Genomic DNA, 16,811 nt, shown 5'->3' on the forward strand with positions numbered 1-16,811 from the left:
TCAGGCGTGTTCGAGCGGGAACGCTCCCCGATGGCCGGTGCCCGCCCCGGAGTCCGGGCGGGGCTCGTACTCGCGGCAGCTCCAGATCTCCTGGACGAACCCGGTGCGCCGGTCCCACAGGTCCCGTACGTCACCCTCGCCCGCCGCTCCCCGGTAGGCGTCCTTGGCGCCCCGGAAGCAGGCGAGGCCGCCGGAGAGTCCGCGGACCGCCTCCGGGGCCGGGAAGTAGTCCGAGAAGGCGCAGGCGATACAGGTCCGCAGCCGCACCCCGGGCGGCAGCGCACGCTGGATCGTGGCGAGCGCGGAGGCGAAGTCGCTCTCGGCCCGGCGGGACGCGTAGGAGGCCCCGCCGAACTGCAGCTCCAGACTGAGGTGCGAACCGGGCCTGCGCAGCGACAACAGGCAGCTGAGCGTGGCCTGATGGACCACCCCGTCCCAGCCGACCGGGAACGGCAGGTCCCACTCCAGCACGCAGTCGCTCAGCGCGCCGTCCACCAGGACGAACCGGTCGTCGGCCGGTGGCGTGCCGGCGACGGGGGTGAGGCCGTCGAAGCCGGGGCCCTCGAAGTCGGTGCCCCGTGTCCGGAGGCGTAGTTGCTGTCCGTCGGTGGTGAGGACGACGGCGTCGGAACCCTGCCGGTCCCGGTACCACCCGGCCCATGACTCGTCTGTCATGGGCACGGACTGTAGCCCGTGCCCATGACAGTCGCCCGGTCACCCTCCGCTTCCCACCGGCGGCGGGCAGCCGATGGCGGCCGACGCTCCCGCCGGACCTTCGGCGGAGGGTGCGCGGAAGGGAGCGCCGGTGCGTCCGGCGGTCCTTCGACGGATGTGCACCGAAGGGGCGTCAGTACCTCCAACGGCCCTTCGGCGAAAGGCGCACGGAAGCGGGGTGTCAGTGCGTCCGGCGGGTGACGAACTCCGCCAGGGTCAGGAGCTCCCCCGCCCCGGCCAGGTCGTCCACCGCGCGGGACAGGTGATGGACCGCCCGGGACATCCGGTCCGCCGCCCCGGCCTGCGCCCAGTCCCGCCCGCCGGCCCGCTCCACCGCGTCGGCGGCACGGGCCACCTCCTCGGGGGTGCTCATCGGACCCCGGTAGAGCGCGGCGAGTTCGCCCGCCGCCGGAGTGCCGGAGGTCAGTGCCGCGACGACCGGCAGGGACTTCTTACGGGCCATGAGATCCGCCCCGACCGGCTTCCCGGTCCGGGCGGGATCGCCCCAGATGCCGATCAGATCGTCGATGAGCTGGAAGGCGAGGCCCGCCTCCCGGCCGAATCCGTCCATCGCGGCGACCGCCCGCTCCCCCGCGCCGGCGTAGAGCGCCCCCAGCGCGCAGGCGCAGCCGAGCAGGGCGCCGGTCTTGGCGGTGGCCATCGTCAGGCACTCGTCCAGCGTGACCTCCTCGGGGCCCCGGTCCTCGAAGGAGCAGTCGGCCTGCTGCCCCGCGCACAGCTCGATGATGCAGGTCGAGAGCCGTGCGGCGGCCTGGGCGGCGGCCGGTGACGAGTCCTCGGCGAGCAGCCGGTGGGCCAGGACCATCATGGCGTCGCCCGTGATGACGGCGTCCGGGACACCGAAGACCGCCCAGGCGGTGGGGCGGTGCCGGCGGGTCCGGTCCTCGTCGATGATGTCGTCGTGGAGCAGGGTGAAGTTGTGGGCCAGTTCCACGGCGACGGCCGCCCGCACCGCCTGTTCCGGATCGCCGCCGAGCGCGCGGGCGGCGGCGAGGACCAGCGCGGGCCTGATCGCCTTGCCCGCGGGCCCCGAGGACGGGCTGCCGTCGGCCTCCTGCCAGCCGAAGTGGTACATCGCGACGCGGCGCAGCGAACCGGGCAGCGACTCGACGGCCGCCCGCAGCCGGGGGTCGACCAGGGCCCGGGTCCGCTCCAGGAGGGACTCGGCCCCCTCGCCCCGGCTCACGGGCCCCGGCGGCGCGCCGCCGGGGAGCACGGCACCGCCCGCGGCCCTGGCGGTCGGTGACGGAATCACCTGCGCGGTCTGCTGCGTCACATGCTGGGTCTTCACTGGGGCGTCCTCCCGGAACCACCGCGGGCACGGCTGCCCGGCGGTGGAGGTTGACGGGGTCCGGACGCCCCCGTCCGGACCCCGATCGGCTACCGCCAGCGACTGACTTCGACGTTCTCCAGGACGCCCAGGGCGTCCGGGACGAGGATGGCCGCGGAGTAGTAGGCGGTCACCAGGTAGGAGATGATCGCCTGCTCGTCGATGCCCATGAAGCGGACCGAGAGGCTGGGCTCGATCTCATCGGGGAGACCGGTCTGATGGAGCCCGATGACGCCCTGGTCGGACTCGCCGGTCCTCATGCAGATGATCGAGCTGGTCCGGGCCTCGGTGACCGGGATCTTGTTGCAGGGGAGGATCGGAACGCCGCGCCAGGCCGGTACGTGCTGGCCGCCCAGGTCCACGCTCTCCGGCACCAGGCCGCGCTTGTTGCACTCGCGGCCGAAGGCGGCGATGGCCTTGGGGTGGGCGAGGAAGAGCTTCGAGCCGCGGCGGCGGGAGAGGAGCTCGTCCATGTCGTCGGGGCCCGGCACGCCCGCGTGCGGCTGGAGGCGCTGGGAGTAGTCGCAGTTGTGGAGCAGCCCGAACTCGCGGTTGTTGACCAGCTCGTGCTCCTGGCGCTCGCGCAGCGCCTCGACCGTGAGCCGCAACTGCTGCTCGGTCTGGTTCATCGGCTGGTTGTAGAGGTCGGCGACCCGGCTGTGGACCTTCAGCACGGTCTGCGCGACGCTCAGCTCGTACTCGCGCGGGGACGCCTCGTAGTCGACGTACGTGTGCGGGACGACGGCTTCGCCGACGTGGCCGGCGGACAGGTCGATGGCCGCCTCGCCGTACTTGTTGGTGCGCTGCTCCGGGATGGCGCGCAGGCCGGCGAGGTGGGCGCGGAGCGCGTCGGAGCGCTCGGCGAGGTTCAGCACGTCGGCGCGGCTCAGCGTCAGCACCGTGCAGGCGGTGAGGGCGCGGGCCGTGTACTCCCAGACGGCGTCGCCGTCGACCAGGGAGTCGTCCCCGAAGTAGGCCCCGTCGGCGTGGACCCCGAGCACCGTCTCGTCCCCGTAGGGGCCGGTGCCGACCTTCTGGACCTTGCCGTGCGCCAGGAGGTAGACGGTGTCCGCCGCGTCCCCCGCGACGCCCAGCACCTGGCCCGCCGCGATCTCGCGCTGCTCGCAGCGCCGCGCCAGCTCGCTCAGCGCCTCCTCGTCCTCGAAGTCCCGCAGTGCGGGGAGTTCGCCGAGCTCGGCGGGGATGACCGCCACCCGGTCACCGGTCTGCACGAAGGTCACCCGGCCGTCCCCGACCGCGTAACTCAACCGGCGGTTCACCCGGTAGGTACCGCCCTGCACCTGGACCCACGGCAGCATCTTGAGCAGCCACCGCGAGGTGATCTCCTGCATCTGCGGGGCGGACTTGGTGGTCGTCGCGAGGTTCCGCGCCGCCGCCGTCCCCAGACTCTGCTGCGGAAGCGTCGCCGCGCCCTGAACCTCTTCGCCAACGGACATCTGACGTTCTCTCCATTCTTCGGATGACCTGCGCGAAGAAGCCTTTCAGCGCGGAGAGTACGCGCGCCATTACACAAAAGAGTGTGACTAATCTGCCTGGGACTGGGCAGATGCGGGCAGGTGTGCGGTGGCGCGTATCACACTCCTCGCTAACTTGCATCTCATATGCAAGTTATCTAGCGTGAGGGCCATGCGGCTGACGAGATTCACCGACGTGGCGCTGCGCGTGCTGATGCGCCTCGCCGTGGCGGAGGACGAGGACACGCCGACCACCCGGGAGGTGGCGGCCACCATGGAGGTGCCGTACACCCATACGGCGAAGGTCGTCGCCAAGCTCCAGCACCTCGGCCTGATCGAGGCGCGCCGGGGCCGCGGCGGGGGGCTCAGCCTGACCGGGGCGGGGCGCTCCGCCTCGATCGGCGGACTGGTCCGGGAGCTGGAAGGCCCCGGCGACGTCGTCGACTGCGAGGGCACCACACCCTGCCCCGTACGCTCGGCCTGCCGGCTCCGCGCCGCCCTGCGCGGTGCGACGGACGCCTTCTACCAGGCACTCGACCCGCTCACCGTCACCGAACTCGTCGCCGCGCCCACCGGTCCGCTGCTGATCGGCATCAGCCGCTCCCGGCCGGACACCGGCTGAGCCGGAGCACGATCCGCACCACACCCACCCACCGGACCCCGCTCCCCCCTGCCCGGATCCGGCACGCCCGAAAATACGCATCTCAAATACCAATTTAAACCGCAAGGAGTCCCGATGCTCTCCGAGACGTCGACCGCCACCGTCCGAGCCACCCTGCCCGCCGTGGGCGCGGCCATCGGGGACATCGCCGACCTCTTCTACCGCAAGCTCTTCGAGGCCCACCCCGAGCTGCTGCGCGACCTCTTCAACCGGGGCAACCAGGCGTCCGGCGCCCAGCGGCAGGCACTCGCGGGCTCCATAGCCGCCTTCGCGACCCACCTGGTCGAGCACCCGGACACCCGCCCCGACGTGATGCTCGGCCGGATCGCCCACAAGCATGCCTCGCTCGGCGTCACCGCCGCCCAGTACGAGATCGTGCACACCCACCTCTTCGCCGCCATCGCCGAGGTGCTCGGCGACGCGGTGACCCCCGAGGTCGCCGCCGCCTGGGACGAGGTCTACTGGCTGATGGCGAACGCCCTCATATCGATCGAGGAGCGGCTCTACGCGCAGCAGGGCGTCGTCGCGGGCGACGTGTGGCGCGACTGGGAGGTCGTCTCCCGGGTCGAGGAGACCGACGACGTCGCCACCTTCCGGATCCGCCCGGCCGACGGGGCGCCCGCGCCCGACTTCCGGCCCGGCCAGTACGTCTCCGTACAGGTGGAGCTGGCCGACGGGGCCCACCAGATACGCCAGTACAGCCTCTCCAGCGCCCCCGGTTCGGAGGTCCGCTCCCTCACCGTGAAGCGGGTGCGCGAGGCCGGGGCGCCCGACGGCGAGGTCTCCAACCACCTGCACGCCGCGGTGGCCGCCGGTGACACGCTGCGCGTCTCCGCCCCCTACGGCGACCTGGTGCTGGACGCGTCCGACGCACCGGTCCTGCTCGCCTCGGCGGGCATCGGCTGCACCCCGATGCTCTCGATGCTGGAGCACCTCGCCGCGACCGGGCACACCGCCCCCGTCACCGTCGTGCACGGCGACCGCTCCCCCGCCACCCACGCCCTGCGCGTCGACCACGACCGGCTCACCGCCAAGCTCCCCGACGCCGCCGCCCACTTCTGGTACGAGAACCCCGAGCCCGGCCACCCGGCCGACCGCACCGGCCGCGTCGACCTGAGCGGCCTCGACATCGCCCCCGGAACCCGCGCCTACCTCTGCGGCCCGCTGCCCTTCATGCGCTCCGTCCGTACCCAGCTGCTGGCCGAGGGCGTCCCGGCGAGCGACATCCACTACGAGGTGTTCGGCCCGGACATGTGGCTGGCCCAGGACTGAGCCACCGGCCGGGCACGGCCACAATGACGGCATGACCTCCGAAGCGCTCGACCTCTCCCGGCTGCGGCCGGTGCTCCCCTCACCCCTGGAGCCGGTGGAGGACGAGCGCTTCGCGCGTCACGGCGTACGGCTGGTGCTCAAGCGCGACGACCTGATCCACCCCGATCTGCCGGGCAACAAGTGGCGCAAGCTCGCCCCCAACCTGCGGGCCGCCGGCGGGCGCGCCGTGCTGACCTTCGGCGGGGCCTACTCCAACCATCTGCGGGCCACCGCCGCCGCCGGACGGCTCCTGGGGTTCCGGACCATCGGGATCGTGCGGGGCGATGAGCTGGCCCACCGCCCACTGAACCCCTCGCTCGCCGCCTGCGCCGCCGACGGGATGACCCTGCGCTTCGTGGACCGCTCGACGTACCGCGCGAAGGGCGATCCCACGGTCCTGAAGGGGCTGCTGAGCGGCTACGGGGAGTGCTGTGTCGTCCCGGAGGGTGGCAGCAACGCCCTGGCCGCACAGGGCTGTACAGAGCTGGGGCGGGAATTGCGCGGCGTGGCCGACGTGGTCGCGGTGGCCTGCGGGACCGGAGGCACCCTGGCCGGGCTCGCCGCCGGACTCGCCCCGCCGCAGCGCGCCCTCGGCGTCCCCGTCCTGCGCGGCGGCTTCCTCGGGGAGGCGGTCCGGGAGCTCCAGACGGCGGCCTTCGGCGCCCCGGCCGGCGACTGGTCCCTGGACGAGCGCTTCCACTTCGGCGGCTACGCCCGTACCACCCCGGAGCTGCACTCCTTCGCCGACGACTTCGAGCGGCGCCATGGACTGCCGGTGGAGCGGCTGTACGTGGCCAAGCTCCTGTACGCGCTGACCGAGCTGGCCGGGGAGGGCGCGTTCCCACCGGGGACCACGGTCGCCGCGGTCGTCACGGGCCGCCCTCAGGAGGCGTCCGAGGACTCCCGGTAGGCCGCCGCCTCCTCCAGGTCGAGGCGTCGGAGCAGGGTGCGCAGCATCTCGTCGTCGATGTGCCGCTCGTCGCGCAGCCGGACGAAGACCTCGCGTTCGGCGTCGATCGCCTCCCTCGACAGGCGCCGGTAGGTGTCGTCCGCCGACTCACCGGTCACCGGGTTGGCGGCGCCCAACCGCTCCCAGACGGCGTTGCGGCGGCGCTCCAGGACGGTGCGGAGCCGGTCGGCGAGCGGGCCGGGCAGGCGGTTGCCGGGGTCGGCGAGCAGCTCGTCCAGCCGTTCCTCGGCGGCCGCGGACGCCTGACTCTGGGCCTGCGCCTCGGCCAGCGTCTCGGCCTTCGCGTCGCGCCCCGGCAGCTTCAGGACCCGCACCAGCACGGGCAGGGTGAGCCCCTGGACCACCAGGGTGCCGATGACGGTGGTGAAGGTCAGGAACATCACCAGGTTGCGGGCCGGGAACGGGGCCCCGCCATGCACGACGAACGGGACGGAGAAGGCGACGGCGAGCGAGACGACCCCGCGCATCCCCGCCCAGCCGACGATGAGCGGCGCGGTCCAGTCGGTGTCCGGCTCGCGTTCCCTGATCCGCCGGGACAGCAGACGGGGCAGATAGGTCGCCGGGTAGACCCAGACGAAACGGACCACGACCACGGCGAGGAAGACGGCGACCGCGTACCAGACGGCCTCGCCCGCGGTGTACCCGCCGAGGTCCTTCAGTACGAAGGGCAGCTGGAGGCCGATCAGCGCGAAGACCGTGGACTCCAGGACGAACGCGACCATCTTCCAGACGGCCTCCTCCTGGAGCCGGGTCGCGAAATCGACCTGCCAGGAGCGGTGCCCGAGGTAGAGCGCCACCACGACGACGGCGAGCACCCCGGAGGCGTGGACCCGCTCGGCCGCCGCGTACGCGACGAAGGGGATCAGCAGCGACAGCGTGTTCTGGAGCAGCGCCTCCTTGAGGTGGGTACGCAGCCAGTGCAGCGGCACCATGAGGGCCAGGCCCACCGCGACGCCGCCGACCGCGGCGAGGAGGAACTCGCCGATCCCGGCGCCCCAGCTCATGCCCTCGCCGACGGCGGCGGCCACCGCCACCTTGTAGGCGGTGATCGCGGTGGCGTCGTTCACCAGGGACTCGCCCTGGAGGACGGTCGTCAGCCGGCCGGGCAGCCCGACCCGGCGGGCGATCGCGGCGGCCGTGACCGCGTCCGGCGGGGCGACGACCGCGCCGAGCACCAGCGCCGCGGTGAGCGGCAGATCGGGCACCAGCCGGTACGCCAGCCAGCCGACCGCGACGGTCGCGAACAGGACGTAGCCGACCGAGAGCAGTGCGACGGGCCGGAGGTTGGCCCGCAGGTCCAGGTAGGAGCTGTCGACGGCCGCCGTATGGAGCAGGGGCGGCAGCAGCAGCGGCAGCACGATGTGCGCGTCCAGGGTGTACGTGGGCACCCCGGGCAGGTAGGCGGCGACCAGGCCCGCCGCGACGAGCAGCAGCGGGGCCGGCACCGGGGTGCGGCGGGCCGCGCCCGCGACCGCCGCGCTGGCCGCGACCAGCCCCACCAGCGGCAGTGCGTCCATTCCGGGCCCTCGCCTTCCACGGTCCGTGATCCATGTCTCCGACGTAACCTGAACATCATGAGTGACTGCCCTCACCTGTCCGCACTGCCGCGCCCCGAGCCGGCCCCGCTGAGCAGCACCTGTCCTGGCTGCCTCGCGGCGGGCACCCACCCCGTGCAGCTGCGGCTCTGCCTGGTCTGCGGCCATGTCGGCTGCTGCGACTCCTCGCCCCTCCGGCACGCCACGGCGCACTTCGAGGAGACCGGTCACCCGGTGATCCGGAGCTTCGAGCCGGGCGAGAGCTGGCGCTGGTGCTTCGAGGACGGTTCGATCGTCTGACGTCTGGGTACGTCAAACCGGCGCCGGTTGTTCGCAATTGACCGCCACGAACCCCTAGCCACTGTGCGTACCCATGGGTTTACCATGAGTGACAGCCATGGGTTGAGGCTCTGGCGACACGGCATCATGGGTCACGACAGCGTCGCGGGCCAGATCCGACGGCGTACCACACGGCTCCGGGGCACCCTTCCCGGATCCTCGAAAGAGTTTGTGCCACCTTGGAGGTGAGGGTGTCCCAGATCGCAGGCGAGCCCGGGAATCAGGACTTCGTGGAGGTCCGGCTGCCCGCTGCGGGTGCCTACCTGTCGGTGCTGCGGACGGCCACGGCCGGTCTTGCAGCGCGCTTGGACTTCACGCTCGACGAGATCGAGGATCTTCGCATCGCGGTCGACGAGGCCTGCGCGATCCTGCTTCAGCAGGCCGTGCCGGGGTCCGTCCTCAGCTGCGTCTTCCGGCTCGTCGAGGATTCCCTCGAAGTCACGGTGTCGGCCCCCACCACGGACGGACGGGCGCCGGAGCGCGACACCTTCGCCTGGACGGTGCTCTCCGCACTGGCCGGGAAGGTCGACTCCTCGGTCGCCGACGACCGTACGGTCAGCATCAGCCTCTACAAGCAGCGCGGCGCGGGCCCCGGGCCGGCGTGAGCAACGGGAACGGGGACGGTCCTGTGCGGGACGAATCGACGCGACCAGGGGTGGTGCGAGCAGCAGGCATCCCGGAGCAACAGGCCCTGCCGCACCCGGAGGACGGGGCGGACGGGCCGGTGGGCCGTACGGTCGCGGTGGAGCAGTCGCAGGCGGAGCGGGCAGGCCAGATGAGCGAGCACGGGCACCACGATCCACACGACCGCAGCGCGGCGCGGGCACTCTTCATCGAGCTGCGGGCACTGCCCGACGGCTCGCCCGAGAAGGCGGAGCTGCGCAACCGGCTGGTGCGGATGCACCTGCCGCTCGTCGAGCACCTGGCCCGCCGCTTCCGCAACCGGGGCGAGCCGCTGGACGATCTGACCCAGGTCGCCACGATCGGCCTGATCAAGTCGGTGGACCGGTTCGACCCGGACCGCGGTGTGGAGTTCTCCACGTACGCGACCCCCACGGTCGTCGGCGAGATCAAGCGCCACTTCCGCGACAAGGGCTGGGCGGTGCGGGTGCCGCGCCGCCTCCAGGAGCTGCGGCTCTCGCTGACCACGGCCACCGCCGAGCTCTCCCAGCTGCACGGCCGCTCGCCCACGGTCCACGAGCTGGCGGAGCGGCTGGGCATCTCCGAGGAGGAGGTGCTGGAGGGCCTGGAGTCGGCCAACGCGTACAGCACGCTCTCGCTGGACGTGCCGGACACGGACGACGAGTCGCCCGCGGTCGCGGACACGCTGGGCTCCGAGGACGAGGCCCTGGAGGGGGTCGAGTACCGGGAGTCGCTCAAGCCGCTGCTGGAGGACCTGCCGCCGCGCGAGAAGCGGATCCTGCTGCTGCGCTTCTTCGGCAACATGACCCAGTCGCAGATCGCGCAGGAGGTCGGCATCTCGCAGATGCACGTCTCGCGGCTGCTGGCGCGCACGCTGGCGCAGCTGCGCGAGCGACTGCTCGTCGAGGAGTGACGGAACGACCCCGTTCCGCGACGTCCGGCGCCGCCCCGTCCCGCCAGGGGCGGGGCGGCGCCGCGTTCAGTCCGTCGGCAGACCCCGCTCCCAAATCCGGCCCGACCCGAACAAAAGGCCCCTAGCCCGGGCGGCGGATGCCGAGGGCCTCGATGGTGGCGGGCCTGACCAGCTGGAAGAGGGCGGTCAGGCTCACCGCGGCCAGGACGATCCCGGCCGGGATCAGCACGCCGTGCGAGCGCAGCAGCGTCCAGACCACGGGGAGCGCGATGATCTGCGTGATGAGCGCGGGACCCCGGCTCCAGCTGCGCCGCCGCAGCAGACCCCGGGCGGCGGCCAGCGGGATCACGGCGAGCGCGATCAGCGTCAGCCCGCCGGTCTCCGCCTGCTGGGGGCTCTCGGGGCGGCCCAGCAGCCCCATGACCAGCATGTAGATCCCGCCGATGGCGAGGGCCGCCCCTTCCAGGGCGGTGAGCGCGGCGACGAGAGTGATCCTGCTCGGCTTCGCCGGTTCGAGCCTCGGCAGAGGCGTCGATGCGGGCGTGTTCTGCTCAGTACTCACCCTTGCAGGTTGGCATCCCGGCGGCGGGGAAGCGAAGCCGGGGTCGGGATCGACACGGAAACCGGTGAAGGGTTCGCCCGGTGGCACCCATGTCGTCACGGAGCGTAAACGTCATGGGGAAGGACTTCAGAGCGATACCGCGCGGTAGGTAGTCTGGCGGTCATGCGCGCACTTCTCGTGGTCAATCCGGCAGCTACCACCACCAGTGCGCGGACCCGCGACGTACTCATCCACGCGCTGGCCAGCGAGATGAAGCTGGAGGCCGTGACCACGGAGTACCGGGGGCACGCCCGGGACCTGGGCCGGCAGGCCGCGGAGGGCGACGACATCGACCTGGTGGTGGCGCTGGGCGGCGACGGCACGGTCAACGAGGTGGTCAACGGGCTCCTCCACAACGGCCCGGAGCTGGACCGGCTGCCGCGCCTCGCGGTGGTGCCCGGGGGTTCCACCAATGTCTTCGCGCGCGCCCTGGGTCTGCCCAATGACGCGGTGGAGGCGACCGGAGCGATTCTGGACGCCCTCGCCAACCGGACCGAACGCACGGTCGGCCTCGGCCTGGCTTCCGGTACGCCCGGCACGGAGGACGAATCCGTACCGGAACGCTGGTTCACTTTCTGCGCCGGAATGGGATTCGACGCGGGCGTGGTGGGCCGGGTCGAACAGCAGCGGGAACGCGGCAAGCGTTCCACGCACGCGCTCTACGTACGCCAGGTGGTCCGGCAGTTCTTCGACGAGCCGCACCGCCGGCAGGGCGTGATGACGCTGGAAACCCCGGGCCACGAACCGGTGACGGATCTCGCACTCTCGATAATCTCGAACACCGCCCCCTGGTCCTACCTGGGAAATCGTCCGCTGTACGCCTCCCCCAAGGCCACGTTCGACACCGGCCTGGACGTGCTCGGGCTGAAGCGGCTCTCCACTCCCGCGGTCGCCCGGTACGGCACCCAGCTGCTCACGTCGAGCCCGGAAAAGGGCCCGTCGGGAAAGCACGCCGTTTCACTTCACGACCTCACGGACTTCACCTTGCATTCAAAGGTTCCACTCCCCTTCCAGATGGACGGTGACCACCTGGGAGTGCGTACAAGTGTGACGTTCACAGGCGTACGCCGTGCACTGCGTGTGATTGTGTGAGTCGAAGGGACCAAAGTCCTTTAACTCGAACGTTTGGACTGGGATCCACCCCATAGAAGTACGGCTGTGACCTAGTCGACACCGAGGAATCAAAAAAAACTTTCCAGAAGGGGTTGTATCCGCCGCTGAGGTTTGCGAATCTCTACATGGCGATCGGGACGGCCCGCAACACCGGCCTCCACTGAGAGCCAGAACCCCTCCTCTACTGCACAGGACCACAACCAGTTCATCTGGGCGTCGGCCCGTCACCTGCGGGGGGATTCGTGAAAGCGTTCACATTCACAAGCAAGAGTATGCAATACCAAGGAGAGGTAGCAGCCATGGACTGGCGTCACAACGCCGTTTGTCGTGAGGAAGACCCCGAGCTGTTCTTCCCCATCGGCAACACCGGTCCTGCGCTGCTGCAGATCGAGGAAGCCAAGGCCGTCTGCCGTCGCTGCCCCGTCATGGAGCAGTGCCTGCAGTGGGCGCTCGAGTCCGGCCAGGACTCCGGCGTCTGGGGTGGCCTCAGCGAGGACGAGCGCCGTGCGATGAAGCGCCGCGCCGCTCGCAACCGGGCGCGTAACGCCAGCGCCTGACCGACGCCACCGCTTCGAGCCTCAGCCAGGCGGCGCGTACAGCGCGTACGCACCACCCCGCCCCCCGAGTCGCAGCGCGCAGTACCCCCCGAAGCGCACGCTTGACCAGTGAGCCCGGACCGTCACAACGGTCCGGGCTCACTGCTGTGTTGGCGCCCGCCCGTCCGTACGGAACGGTGAACGGGCAGGTGGCAGGGGTTACTTGGCGGAGCGGACCGGGATGTCGAGGACGACCTGGGTGCCGCGCCCGGGGGCGGGGACCATGCCGAAGGTGCCGCCCAACTCACCCTCCACCAGAGTCCGGACGATCTGGAGCCCGAGGTTCCCGGCGCGCTGCGGGTCGAAGCCCTCGGGCAGCCCGCAGCCGTCGTCCTGGACGGTGATCAGCAGCCGGGCACCGGTGGTCGAGGAGCCGCCACGCACCGCGGAGACCTCCACCGTGCCGGACTCGGCGAGCGTGAAGGCGTGCTCCAGGGCGTTCTGCAGAACCTCCGTGAGCACCATCGCCAGCGGGGTGGCCACTTCGGCGTCCAGGATGCCGAAGCGCCCCGTGCGGCGACAGGTGACCTTGCCCGGGGAGATCTCGGCGACCATCGCGATGACCCGGTCGGCGATGTCGTCGAACTCCACCCGCTCGTCCAGATTCTGGGACAGCGTCTCATGGACGATGGCGATCGAACCGACGCGCCGCACCGCCTCGTTGAGCGCCTCGCGACCGCGCACGGAATCCATCCGGCGGGCCTGGAGGCGCAGAAGGGCCGCCACGGTCTGGAGGTTGTTCTTCACCCGGTGGTGGATCTCCCGGATGGTGGCGTCCTTGGTGATCAACTCGCGCTCGCGACGGCGGAGTTCGGTCACGTCCCGGAGCAGGACCAGGGAGCCGATGCGGGCGCCCTTGGGCTTGAGCGGGATCGTCCTCAGCTGGATCACCCCGCCCTCGCACTCGACCTCGAACTCCCGGGGCGCGTAGCCGCTGGCCATCTTGACCAGGGCTTCGTCCACCGGGCCCCGGGAAGGGGCGAGTTCGGCGGTGATGGAGCCCAGGTGGTGGCCGACCAGGTCGGAGGCGAGGCCGAGACGGTGGTACGCGGAGAGGCCGTTGGGGCTGGCGTACTGGACGACCCCGTCGGCGTCGAGCCGGATCAGTCCGTCGCCGACGCGCGGCGAGGCGTCCATGTCGACCTGCTGGTCCGGGAAGGGGAAGGCGCCGGCCGCGATCATCTGGGCCAGGTCGGAGGCCGACTGGAGGTAGGTGAGCTCCAGCCGGGAGGGGGTCCGGACGGTCAGGAGGTTGGTGTTGCGGGCGATCACCCCGAGCACCCGGCCCTCCCTGCGGACCGGGATCGACTCGACCCGGACCGGCACCTCCTCGCGCCACTCCGGGTCGCCCTCGCGGACGATCCGGCCCTCGTCCAGGGCCGCGTCCAGCATCGGGCGGCGGCCGCGCGGCACCAGGTGGCCGACCATGTCGTCCTGGTAGGAGGTCGGGCCGGTGTTGGGACGCATCTGGGCCACGGACACATAGCGGGTACCGTCCCGGGTGGGCACCCAGAGCACGAGGTCGGCGAAGGACAGGTCGGAGAGCAACTGCCACTCCGAGACCAGCAGGTGCAGCCACTCCAGGTCGGTGTCACCGAGGGCTGTGTGCTGGCGGACGAGATCGTTCATGGAGGGCACATGTGCGAGCGTACCCGCGCGGGAGCGATCATTCCGAACCGGACGACTCCCCCGTACGTGCCGGGGAAGAGGCCGAAATTTCGGCGCCCGGACGGATGGACACAGCTAATGGTCTAGTCCACAATGCTGGAGACAGATCTTCCACTCTCCCCGCACAGGAGAGTGGATCGAGGCACCGCGCTCTCTGCCCTGACCGCGTCGGTGCCTCTCCCCGGCCGGGGGCACCGCACACCGCCGGCCGAACCGGACCGTCCGTGACGGACGGCCCTACTCCGGGCTGCGGTGCCGGACAGGCTGAGGGTCCTGTCCCGGCGCCGTGGCCCGCGGGTGTTTCCGGGTCCGTACCGAGGCCGTCCGGCCCTCCGGTCCCCGCCCCGCCGCCGAGCCGTTCCCGGCCGTCCCACTCCATGAAATCCGCCGCGGGAACGGGGACATCCACCGCGCCCACGTTGCCGTGGTCTGCTAAATTGGAACCGATTGGTCTATACCACCTGACTCAACTCTTCAGATCGGCAGGCCCCGCGTGGAAGTTGTCATCGTCCCGGACGCCCAGGCAGGCGGCGAACTCATCGCGGAGGCCATCGGTGCCCTGCTGAGCCGCAAGCCCGACGCCCTTCTCGGCGTTGCCACCGGCTCTACCCCGCTGCCCATCTACCAGGCGCTGGCGGCCAAGGTCCGCTCCGGCGCCGTGGACGCCTCGCGCGCCCGTATCTGCCAGCTCGACGAGTACGTGGGCCTGCCGGCCGGCCACCCCGAGTCCTACCGCTCGGTGGTGCTGCGCGAGGTCGTCGAACCGCTCGGCCTGTCCCAGGAGTCCTTCATGGGTCCGGACGGCGCCGCCGAGGACGTCCAGGCGGCCTGTCTCGCCTATGACAAGGCGCTCGCCGAGGCCGGCGGGGTGGACCTCCAGCTCCTCGGGATCGGCACCGACGGGCACATCGGCTTCAACGAGCCGTGCTCCTCGCTCGCCTCCCGCACCCGGATCAAGACGCTCACCGAGCAGACCCGGATCGACAACGCGCGCTTCTTCGACAACGACATCACGCAGGTGCCGCACCACGTGATCACCCAGGGCATCGGCACCATCCTGGAGGCCCGCCACCCGATCCTGCTCGCCACCGGCGAGGGCAAGGCGGACGCCGTGGCGCAGACGGTGGAGGGGCCCGTCGCCTCGATCGTGCCCGCCTCGGCGCTCCAGCTGCACCCGCACGCGACGGTGGTGGTCGACGAGGCCGCCGCGTCGAAGCTGAAGCTGGCGGACTACTTCCGTGCCACGTACGCGGCGAAGCCGTCGTGGCAGGGGCTGTAGGACTTCCGGACGACCACGAAGGCCCGGGGCCGCCCACGCTGGGCGGCCCCGGGCCTTCGGCTGTCGTGCGGGGCGTGGCGCGACCCCCCGTGCCCGCGCCACGCCCCGGGCTCAGGCCGCCCCGCCGCCGGTGCCGCGGACGATGACCTCGGCCGCGGCCAGGCCGCAGACGCGGGCCGCGCCGTGGGTGGCGATGTGCAGGGCGCCCCTGGGGGCCGCCTGCGGTACGCCCATCTCGACGACGACGGTGTCGGGGCGCCGCGCGACCAGGGCGTCGAGCGTTTCGGCCATCCAGGCGTGGCGGTGGACGTCACGGACCACGACGACCAGCGGCCGCTCCCCCGCGGCCCGGAGCACGGCCCCGGCCGGGTCCTCGGTCTCGGCGCTGTACGTGTCGGTCTCCGTGCCGGGCACCAGCCGGGCCAGCTCGGCGGCGACGCCCCAGGGGGTCTCGTCGCCGACCGCGATGTTCGACGCGGAGGTGAGGGCGGCGACGTACGCGGGCGCGGTCAGCGGGGCGGCCGAGCCGGTCACCAGGACCGCCCGGCGGGCGGCGACCAGGCCGATGTCGGAGGCGGGCGCGGTCCCCTCCTGCACTGCCGCACCCGATTCCGTACCGGTCCGCCCGGCCTGCCGCGTCCAGGCCGCCAGGGCGCGGACCCGGGCGGCCGCGTCCGCGAGCCGCTCCTCGGCGAGTTCGCCGCTGTGCACCGCGCGGACCAGCGCGTCGCGCAGCCGCACCACGGTGCCCTCGTCCTCCAGGCCGCCGCCGACGCAGAGCGCGTCGGCGCCCGCCGCGATGGCGAGGACGGAGCCCTGCTCGATGCCGTAGGTCGCGGCGATGGCCTGCATCTCCACGGCGTCGGTGACGATCAGTCCGTCGTAGCCCAGCTCCTGGCGGAGCAGGCCGGTGAGGATCTGCGGGCTGACGGTGGCGGGGCGGTCCGGGTCGAGTGCCGGCAGCAGGATGTGCGCGCTCATCACGCACTTGGAGCCGGCCGCGATGGCCGCCCGGAACGGCACCAGCTCGCGGGCGTGCAGGGTCTCCAGGTCGACGTCGATGCGCGGCATCGCGTGGTGCGAGTCGATCGCGGTGTCGCCGTGCCCCGGGAAGTGCTTGGTGCAGGCGGCGACGCCGGAGGACTGGAGGCCCTCGATGTACGCGGCGGTGTGCCGGGCCACCAGCTCGGTGTCGGCGCCGAAGGCGCGTACGCCGATGATCGGGTTGCCCGGGTTGGAGTTGACGTCGGCGGAGGGCGCCCAGTTGAGGTTGACGCCGCACTCGGCGAGCCGGCGGCCGAGTTCCCGGGCGACCTCGCGGGTCAGCCCGAGGTCGTCGACGTGGCCGAGGGCGAGGTTGCCGGGGAAGGAGGAGCCGGTGCGGACCTCCAGGCGGGTGACGTCGCCGCCCTCCTCGTCGATCGCGACGAGGAGGTCCTCGCGCTCGGCCCTGAGCCGGGCGGTGAGCGCGGTGACCTGCTCGGCCGTCCGGATGTTGCGGCCGAAGAGGGCGACGGAGGCGAGGCCCTCGTCGACCCGGCGCAGCACCCACTCGGGGGCGGTGGTGCCGGTGAATCCGGGCTGGAGGACGGCGAGCGCGTCGCGGGTGACGGTGTCCGTGGCGGATATCGAGGTGGTCATGA

The 16,811-nt window shown here is 71.9% G+C and carries 16 protein-coding genes; 9 read left to right on the top strand and 7 right to left on the bottom strand.

Annotated elements, in window-relative coordinates:
• From ACWC97_RS05870 to ACWC97_RS05880, 3 genes are all read right to left on the bottom strand, one after another.
• A complete protein-coding gene (locus ACWC97_RS05870; RefSeq protein ID WP_352278421.1) occupies nt 1-675 on the bottom strand; it encodes a DUF6304 family protein in 675 nt (224 codons plus the stop codon).
• A 220-nt stretch (nt 676-895) separates the two neighbouring features.
• The gene (locus ACWC97_RS05875) at nt 896-1,951 is read right to left on the bottom strand and encodes a family 2 encapsulin nanocompartment cargo protein polyprenyl transferase (protein WP_450648188.1); all 1,056 of its coding nucleotides are present in this window, start codon (nt 1,949-1,951) and stop codon (nt 896-898) included.
• 164 nt (nt 1,952-2,115) lie between these two features.
• Nucleotides 2,116-3,522 (bottom strand): family 2B encapsulin nanocompartment shell protein, encoded by a 1,407-nt coding sequence (locus ACWC97_RS05880; RefSeq protein ID WP_352278420.1) that lies wholly within the window; start codon nt 3,520-3,522, stop codon nt 2,116-2,118.
• A 190-nt stretch (nt 3,523-3,712) separates the two neighbouring features.
• On the opposite strand from ACWC97_RS05880, the gene ACWC97_RS05885 reads away from it, so the two are divergent.
• The 3 genes from ACWC97_RS05885 to ACWC97_RS05895 all read left to right on the top strand — a co-directional run bounded on the left by ACWC97_RS05885 (nt 3,713) and on the right by ACWC97_RS05895 (nt 6,422).
• Nucleotides 3,713-4,162, top strand: a complete 450-nt coding sequence (locus tag ACWC97_RS05885; protein ID WP_450647674.1) for an RrF2 family transcriptional regulator — start codon at nt 3,713-3,715, stop codon at nt 4,160-4,162.
• Between the two features lie 114 nt (nt 4,163-4,276).
• A complete protein-coding gene (locus ACWC97_RS05890; protein ID WP_450647676.1) occupies nt 4,277-5,473 on the top strand; it encodes a globin domain-containing protein in 1,197 nt (398 codons plus the stop codon).
• Between the two features lie 31 nt (nt 5,474-5,504).
• Nucleotides 5,505-6,422 carry a 1-aminocyclopropane-1-carboxylate deaminase/D-cysteine desulfhydrase gene (locus ACWC97_RS05895; RefSeq protein ID WP_352278416.1) on the top strand — a complete coding sequence of 306 codons (918 nt, stop codon included), beginning with the start codon at nt 5,505-5,507 and terminating at the stop codon, nt 6,420-6,422.
• Here the strand turns inward: ACWC97_RS05895 and ACWC97_RS05900 are convergent.
• Nucleotides 6,395-7,999: a Na+/H+ antiporter gene (locus ACWC97_RS05900; RefSeq protein WP_352278414.1), complete on the bottom strand. Its 1,605-nt coding sequence runs from the start codon at nt 7,997-7,999 to the stop codon at nt 6,395-6,397. The genes ACWC97_RS05895 and ACWC97_RS05900 overlap by 28 nt on opposite strands.
• Before the next feature lie 57 nt (nt 8,000-8,056).
• Here ACWC97_RS05900 and ACWC97_RS05905 point away from each other — a divergent pair, with 57 nt between their 5' ends.
• From ACWC97_RS05905 to ACWC97_RS05915, 3 genes are all read left to right on the top strand, one after another.
• A complete protein-coding gene (locus tag ACWC97_RS05905) occupies nt 8,057-8,317 on the top strand; it encodes a UBP-type zinc finger domain-containing protein (protein ID WP_352278412.1) in 261 nt (86 codons plus the stop codon).
• 230 nt (nt 8,318-8,547) lie between these two features.
• The gene (locus ACWC97_RS05910) at nt 8,548-8,961 is read left to right on the top strand and encodes an ATP-binding protein (protein WP_148839137.1); all 414 of its coding nucleotides are present in this window, start codon (nt 8,548-8,550) and stop codon (nt 8,959-8,961) included.
• Nucleotides 8,962-8,984: 23 nt separating this feature from the next.
• Complete coding sequence (locus ACWC97_RS05915; RefSeq protein ID WP_385217518.1) at nt 8,985-9,911, top strand: RNA polymerase sigma factor SigF; 927 nt, start codon at nt 8,985-8,987, stop codon at nt 9,909-9,911.
• Between the two features lie 121 nt (nt 9,912-10,032).
• Here ACWC97_RS05915 and ACWC97_RS05920 read toward each other — a convergent pair whose 3' ends face one another.
• A complete protein-coding gene (locus tag ACWC97_RS05920) occupies nt 10,033-10,341 on the bottom strand; it encodes a hypothetical protein (RefSeq protein WP_385218333.1) in 309 nt (102 codons plus the stop codon).
• 294 nt (nt 10,342-10,635) lie between these two features.
• Here ACWC97_RS05920 and ACWC97_RS05925 point away from each other — a divergent pair, with 294 nt between their 5' ends.
• Together ACWC97_RS05925 and ACWC97_RS05930 are read left to right on the top strand one after the other, a co-directional pair.
• Nucleotides 10,636-11,604 carry a diacylglycerol/lipid kinase family protein gene (locus ACWC97_RS05925; RefSeq protein ID WP_352278408.1) on the top strand — a complete coding sequence of 323 codons (969 nt, stop codon included), beginning with the start codon at nt 10,636-10,638 and terminating at the stop codon, nt 11,602-11,604.
• Nucleotides 11,605-11,924: 320 nt separating this feature from the next.
• Nucleotides 11,925-12,182, top strand: a complete 258-nt coding sequence (locus tag ACWC97_RS05930; protein ID WP_003953983.1) for a WhiB family transcriptional regulator — start codon at nt 11,925-11,927, stop codon at nt 12,180-12,182.
• 198 nt (nt 12,183-12,380) lie between these two features.
• Here the strand turns inward: ACWC97_RS05930 and ACWC97_RS05935 are convergent, their stop codons facing one another.
• Nucleotides 12,381-13,850: a sensor histidine kinase gene (locus ACWC97_RS05935; RefSeq protein WP_352278407.1), complete on the bottom strand. Its 1,470-nt coding sequence runs from the start codon at nt 13,848-13,850 to the stop codon at nt 12,381-12,383.
• A gap of 532 nt (nt 13,851-14,382) precedes the next feature.
• On the opposite strand from ACWC97_RS05935, the gene nagB reads away from it, so the two are divergent.
• Nucleotides 14,383-15,168, top strand: a complete 786-nt coding sequence (nagB, locus tag ACWC97_RS05940; RefSeq protein ID WP_352278405.1) for a glucosamine-6-phosphate deaminase — start codon at nt 14,383-14,385, stop codon at nt 15,166-15,168.
• Nucleotides 15,169-15,279: 111 nt separating this feature from the next.
• On the opposite strand, the gene ACWC97_RS05945 is transcribed toward nagB, so the two are convergent.
• Nucleotides 15,280-16,809 (bottom strand): glycoside hydrolase family 3 protein, encoded by a 1,530-nt coding sequence (locus tag ACWC97_RS05945; protein ID WP_352278404.1) that lies wholly within the window; start codon nt 16,807-16,809, stop codon nt 15,280-15,282.
• Nucleotides 16,810-16,811: the final 2 nt, after the last annotated feature.

The organism is Streptomyces sp. NPDC001108, assembly GCF_053598535.1.